6 protein-coding genes and 1 pseudogene are annotated in these 5,284 nt (G+C 39.7%); 1 reads left to right on the top strand and 6 read right to left on the bottom strand.

The annotated features are described in order from the left end of the window. Nucleotides 1–531, top strand: a 531-nt coding sequence (locus CDZ78_RS21785) for a hypothetical protein (RefSeq protein WP_167374205.1), incomplete at its 5' end; no start/stop codon positions are given. Here CDZ78_RS21785 and CDZ78_RS07110 read toward each other — a convergent pair. The 6 genes and pseudogenes from CDZ78_RS07110 to rdgB form a co-directional block, all read right to left on the bottom strand. Further along, complete coding sequence (locus CDZ78_RS07110) at nucleotides 436–1,161, bottom strand: class I SAM-dependent methyltransferase (protein ID WP_087869383.1); 726 nt, start codon at nucleotides 1,159–1,161, stop codon at nucleotides 436–438. The two genes, CDZ78_RS21785 and CDZ78_RS07110, sit on opposite strands and share 96 nt — an antisense overlap. Nucleotides 1,162–1,335: 174 nt before the next feature. Beyond that, nucleotides 1,336–1,830 carry a disulfide bond formation protein B gene (locus CDZ78_RS07105; protein WP_087869382.1) on the bottom strand — a complete coding sequence of 165 codons (495 nt, stop codon included), beginning with the start codon at nucleotides 1,828–1,830 and terminating at the stop codon, nucleotides 1,336–1,338. Further along, on the bottom strand, nucleotides 1,827–2,528 hold the full coding sequence (locus CDZ78_RS07100; RefSeq protein ID WP_087869381.1) for a potassium channel family protein: 702 nt from the start codon (nucleotides 2,526–2,528) through the stop codon (nucleotides 1,827–1,829). Before CDZ78_RS07100 ends, CDZ78_RS07105 begins: the two co-directional genes overlap by 4 nt. Continuing rightward, complete coding sequence (locus tag CDZ78_RS07095) at nucleotides 2,513–3,745, bottom strand: potassium channel family protein (RefSeq protein ID WP_373862451.1); 1,233 nt, start codon at nucleotides 3,743–3,745, stop codon at nucleotides 2,513–2,515. Before CDZ78_RS07095 ends, CDZ78_RS07100 begins: the two co-directional genes overlap by 16 nt. 220 nt (nucleotides 3,746–3,965) lie before the next feature. Continuing rightward, entirely contained in the window at nucleotides 3,966–4,337 is a 372-nt protein-coding gene (locus CDZ78_RS07090; RefSeq protein ID WP_087869379.1) for a hypothetical protein, read from the bottom strand. Nucleotides 4,338–4,477: 140 nt separating this feature from the next. Continuing rightward, nucleotides 4,478–5,070: pseudogene (gene rdgB, locus CDZ78_RS07085) on the bottom strand (RdgB/HAM1 family non-canonical purine NTP pyrophosphatase). Between the last annotated feature and the right edge of the window lie 214 nt (nucleotides 5,071–5,284).

Here is a 5,284-nt window from a genome sequence, read left to right as displayed (position 1 = left end):
GCGCTCACCATCAGACTGATTAAATATACACTGGAGGGCAAGACCTACTGTATCGGCACAACATTGCTTGACGAACGATACACGATTGACGCATTAAAAGAGGTCTATCACGCCCGCTGGGGAATTGAAGAGCTGTATAAAATCAGTAAAAATATGATTGTGGTCGATGACTTCCATGGCCGAAGTGAGCGTACCGTAAAACAGGAATTGTTTGCCCATTTTGTACTGATCACCATGAGTAGACTCTGTACCAATGAATCTGAAAACTTATTAAATAGTCTGTTAAATCTGCAACCAGACGAAATGGATCCGAAACAAACAATACAGGCAAACTTTAAAAATAGCCTGGCAACCATGTCGAGGCATCTGGAAGATATCATGTTTGTTCCGGCACGCTGTATCAAAAAAGTGATGGATGACATTGTCAGCTCTATTTCACGAAATCATCAAAAGCTCAGACCGGGTCGATCCTATATTAGGAAATCCAAAAAGCCTGTGAACAAATGGCGGGGGTGTGAATCGACGGCCTAATGTAGATTTGAAATGGGTAAAGTGATTTCTCATGCGATTGCATTCGTGCGGGCTCTTAACCGAAGGGGGGTAATGGCTTAAGCGAATGCTATTGGGTAATGACCAGACTCCGTTGGGGTGGGTATGACTGTCTTTAGGGTTGGCATTGATTTCAGATTTAGCTAATAGTTTAAAGCCAGCCTGTTCTGCAAGTTGAATAACATAGGCTTCAGTCACATACCCAGAAAGTGCTTTGGGGTCTTGATGGATTTGTGCAGCATTACGATGCTCTACAATACCTAGGATACCACCCGCCTTCAAAGCTCTATACATCGCATTAAACACCCGCTCGGCCTGGCCGGACTTCATCCAGTTATGTACATTACGAAATGTAAGTACGCGGTCTGCAGAGTTTTCAGGTGCGATTTCTAATAGTGCGGGTGGTTGTAAAGTAGTAATAATTACTTTGCCATAAATATCAGGACTGGCTGTTAATTTGTGCTTAAATTTATCTAAGTTTCTGGAAAAGTAAGGAACTGTTGAATTGGCATCGAAATGAGCTGCATAAAGTAAGCCTTGGTCTTTTAAGTAAGGAGCAAGAATTTCTGTGTACCATGCTTTTCCACCTGGCCATATTTCAACTACCGTCATACTGGGTTCAACGGCAAAAAAATCCAGGGTAGACTGAGGGTTTCTATAAATATCTCTATTTTTATGCTGAGTTGAACGGTGCTCGCCGCTAATGCTTTTTGTCGCGAGCCCGAGTCGGCACTGCTATTAAAACTAAGCAATAGCAGTGCTAATAAAAAGATTTTTAAGTGCATGTTATTGAGCCTTATTGATTAATTGATATAAACTTAAAGCTGCTAGTCCTATAAAGGCAAGAAATGTCCAGCCCGGAATGCTCAGCCCAAATAATGTCCATAAAACATCAGCGCACTCGCCCGTGCCGCTAAGCATTAACTTCAATGTCTCAGTTAACGGAAAATTTTCAAAAATATAACTAAGGCCTGGACTGCATTCAGGTACTTCATCGGCCGGTAAATTCTGTAGCCAGACATGCCGAGCAGAAATAGCAGAACCAGCCAGTGCAAATATAGCACCGAGTATCGCATAACGTTGGATGCCCTTTTGAGCTGGGTTATGCACGGCGGCGATAAAAAAGGTAACCCCGGCGATTAAAATAGCGATGCGTTGCGAGATGCAGAGTGGGCAGGGCTCCATTTCTTCTACAAACTGAAAGTATGCGCCTACTGCTAGCATGGAAAAACAGCTTAGGAAGCCGAGGAAAAACCAGGTTCTGGCTTTAAATTGAATCATTGAATCACTCCTATGTCTTTTTTAAATTTTCTGATATCCCGATTAGCACCTAATACGACTAAAATATCGCCTACATCGAGTTTATGATCTTGCTCGCCGAGAGAGAAGTATAACTTGTCTCCCAATTCTTTATCGACTACACCGATTAAAAATAAGTTATATTTCATATTTAAGTTTAATTGGCTAGTCAGAGTTTTGTCTAAAATAGAGTGTTCTGGAATGGTGATTTCAGCCATATGTAAATCAGCGCGTCCAAAAACAGCTTGATCCAGTACCCAGGTAATACTTGGTTTAGTCAGAAGTTGATAGACTTTGTTACTACATATTTCGTAGGGATCTATGATTTTACTGGCTCCGGCAGCTAATAACTTTTCGGCTGAGTCAGGGTGATTAACGACAGCGATAATTTTTAACTGTTGATCCAGTGCCCGGGCAGAAAGTGTCAGAAATACATTTTCTGAATCTTTCTCTAAAAAGCAAAAAAGTGTTGCTACTTGAGACCCTATTCCGAGATCAACTAGCTCATCATCTTGACGGTAATCTAGAAGTTGTGCAGGCAGGCCCTTCTGTTCGGCGAGTTCTATTTTTTCAGGATCATCGTCCAGAATAAGCAAGTTATGTTGTTTTTCACTGAGTTGAGAAATTAGCTCAAATGACATGCTGTTGTAGCCGAAGATAGCAATCAATTTATTGTCCATGGCGTCCTTCTCCGTAAGCGACTGGTTTCTATTAAATCCTGTAAATGTTCAATGCTAAGTTGTCGACCCAGAAGAACAAGAATATCACCCTTATGAAGTACAAAGCTGGATTCGGGGTTAAAATAAAAATGTTGATTATGCAGTTTATATCGATTTCTGCGCTTAGCATGGATCGGGTTGTCACTAACGATTCCAATCAGGCGTGCTTTATACTGATTGAAGCAGGCTTTTTGTAGCGAGACGCCATCCAGGAAACAATTTTGGGAGATAGTAATGGCTTCAATTTTGACATCTTTATCATCATGAAGAATGCCATGAATCGCCTCAAATGCAACGGGTTGGCCTATATATTCAGCAGCAAGAAGTCCAGCTGAAGTATAAGGTTGAACCAGATAATTAGCTCCGGCCTGATAAAACTTTTTTACATTATCCTCGCGGTTGGCACGGGAAATAATGGTAATGTCAGGGTTTAAATAACGGCTGGTCAGGGTAATGTAAACATTAGTGACATCATCACCGGTAGTGCATAAAACAGTTTTAGCTCCATGGTTAATACCTGCCTGTTCTAATGTGGTATTTTTACTGGCATCATCATGTAAGGCGATATATTCCTTTTTTTGAGCTAAAGCGATGTGCTGTTCATCTATGTCTATGACCACAAAATTCAGTTTATTAGCGTGTAACTGGCTAGCGATTTCTTGCCCGACACGACCAAAGCCACAAAGGATAGTTGACTGTGTACATTTTTCTATACTTGCTTTTAAACGATCATCCTGGAACTCACTCATTTTCTCATTAAAAGCGGCGACGATGATGGATGTGAAAAAGGCGAGCATACCTAATCCAGAAATAATTAGTGCTGTAGTGACTAAGCGGCCTCCCGTAGTCACAGGAGTTATATCGCCATAGCCAACAGTGGAAATGGTTACAACAGCCCAATAAAAAGCATCATAGAGGTCAGAGATCTGACCACCCACATTTTGATTTTCAAACATATAAATTGCTGTGCTAGCAATGAAAATCAAAAAGCTCATTAAAAATGCCAGGGTTGTTAATTCAAAACGTTTGCTACTTAATACGCCCAGAAACATTTGTGTACTTTGCGAATAACGCAGTAGTTTAAAAAGCCGAAAAATAAGAAAAACACGTAGGATACGCAGAGGTCTATAGCCTGGTAAAATTGCTAAAAGATCAATTATTGCGCTGGGTGAAAAGATGTAGCTGAGTTTACTGCTAACTGAAGTTTCCCAATAATTATTTATGGTAAAATTGAAACTATGCTACAACTATATGAAAAAAATAGTCTTTTCATTCGTTTCAAATGCTATTGCCTAAGGGGAATTAAGTAGGGGTTTGCTATAAACATGGCAAAACCACCTAAAATAAACCTCGATACACCAGCATTGTGTATTTCAGCTACTCAATAATTGGGAAACTTCAGCTGCTAATAATCACTGTGAAAACTTTATATAAGCGAAAAGGGGTGTCTAAATATTCGCTATTTTCATATTGTTTAATAATTAAATTGTGAGTGTCAGAGTATAACCAGCCACGTAGTAGATATTCGCAGATAAAAATAAAAACCACAAATCTCTCAAAATAAATAGCCCAATCGCCCACTTCATTTTGAACTTCATAAATTAGTGAAAATACACTACTTATCACTAGAATAATCATAAACACATCAAAGCAGGATTTTAGTTTGCTCTGAGGGTTTTCTAATAAAGCATAGAAAAAAGTTTTGGTTTTTTGATAGCGAGTTGATGTTTTAAGACTATAGGCAAAAAAAAGTAGTAAACGAATATGCATAATCGTATGTGTGAAAGCTACTGCGTTAATTCTGAAAAAAGATACTGTGTTCTGCGTGGTGATATCTTGTTTGCTGATAGTTGAGTGTAGCGGGTTTTATATTACATCCTGAAGGTAAAGCATTTATTTGCTAACTGGTTCTATAAAAACCCGGCTAACTGACGTAATGCCTGGCCGCGATGGCTCAACTGGTTTTTCCTTTGTGCAGATAATTCGGCTGAACTGCAGTTCTCAGCAGCTAACCAGAATACAGGGTCATAACCAAAGCCGTTAGAGCCTCGGGTGTGATTTAAAATGCTTCCTCCCAGCTTCCCTGGCTAATTAGCGGAAAGGGATCATTTGCATGGCGCATTAGCACAATAACGCAGACAAACTGTGCGCTACGTTGCGATTCTGGAATATCCACCATGTCATCAAGTAATTTTTGCAGGTTTTCCTGATCGGTTGCTTGTGCGCCCGCATAACGAGCTGAAATAACACCTGGAGCACCTTTTAAAGCATCGACAATCAGTCCGGAATCATCTGCAATCGCCGGTAAATTGCTATGTAGTGCAGCATTTCTTGCCTTGATAATGGCATTTTCTATAAAGGTACTGCCAGTTTCTTCGGCTTCCTGAATATTAAACTGTTGCTGAGGAACAATAGAGCTAGTACTCAAAATTGTTTGTATTTCTTTTATTTTTCCAGAGTTTCCGCTGACTAAGACAATTTTTTCTGAATTGAGAAATGACATAGAGTGATTTAAATTTTCGATGAAAATTAGCTTGCTTGTGTAATGGTTAACTAAATTATAGATGTCTTCGGCAATATGGGGGGGGGGGTATTTTTGATTTAATAGCTGATCAATAATAAACTGAAGTTTCCTAGAAATTCATCAAGCGACCATGCGTAACAAAACGGTGGTAGTGGGTTAAATCTGTTATTTCACTTAAATAATTAGGAGAAGT

The organism is Bathymodiolus platifrons methanotrophic gill symbiont (assembly GCF_002189065.1).
In the GTDB taxonomy this organism is placed as follows: Bacteria; Pseudomonadota; Gammaproteobacteria; order Methylococcales; family Methylomonadaceae; genus Methyloprofundus.
The sequence above is the reverse complement of the archived record's forward strand: the minus strand, read 5'-3'. Positions and strand labels throughout refer to the sequence as shown.